This is a genomic window from Yersinia sp. 1252 StPb PI (genome assembly GCF_048593885.1).
Taxonomy (GTDB): domain Bacteria; phylum Pseudomonadota; class Gammaproteobacteria; order Enterobacterales; family Enterobacteriaceae; genus Yersinia; species Yersinia enterocolitica_E.
In genome coordinates this window covers 1-788 of record NZ_JAZGQE010000429.1, presented here as the reverse complement: position 1 = coordinate 788, position 788 = coordinate 1, and the positions used below count along the sequence as shown (strand labels likewise).

The following is a 788-nucleotide window of genomic DNA, read 5'->3' as shown; positions in this document are numbered from 1 at the left end:
GGTGATACGTTAGGCACCATGAAAGGATTTTATCATTTAAAATATCATTTACGGAGTTATTTGACGCTACATAATCTTTAATGTTTTTATAACTTGCGATTTTTGATAAATAGTTGTCTCTCAATGAAATTAATGGTTTTTTCCACAAAAGAGCTTGCATTCCAATCGATGAAGAGACGGTTGCGACTGCATCGACACTAGCCAATAGATATTGACTAATGTTATCTAACTTACTAAATCTCGCATCCCAAATTAAATTTGGGTATAATTCTTTTAACCTTTTAAAGTTAGATGGATTAATTACAGTGTCAGAGGTTGATGCTGTAGTATATTGCGTCACAACAACACCTATATTTAAAGGTGTTTGCATTAAAACATCAATTAATAAAGCCATCTGAGATTGGTAACCACTCTCAGATAAAAATGCATATTGGTCAGTGACCTGTAACGGAAGTAATATTAGTTTGTCAAATTTGAACAAAGGGTCAAGTTCTGACTTATCGAAAGGATTATTATCAGAAATGAATGTTAACAGCTCATTTCTGATGTAGTTAATTAAATTATGCCCCCTTTCATCCTGATTATTATAATAGCTTACATCCTGATTTAGACAGGACTCATTAAATAAACCATTTACATCTAAAATAAATAATTCTGGATAAGGTACTCGGCTTAAAAAACCTGGCATCTCATGAATAAGTGTTGCTCTAGGATAAATCTTTCGTAAAAAATTCCCGGGTGTTTCCCAACATATTATTGTATCAATATCATCTGGTAATACCTTAGAC

At 32.2% G+C, this 788-nt stretch carries 1 pseudogene; it reads right to left on the bottom strand.

Annotated features, from left to right (window positions below):
• A pseudogene (locus tag V2A85_RS24100) lies at window positions 1-788 on the bottom strand (hypothetical protein); the annotation flags it as partial.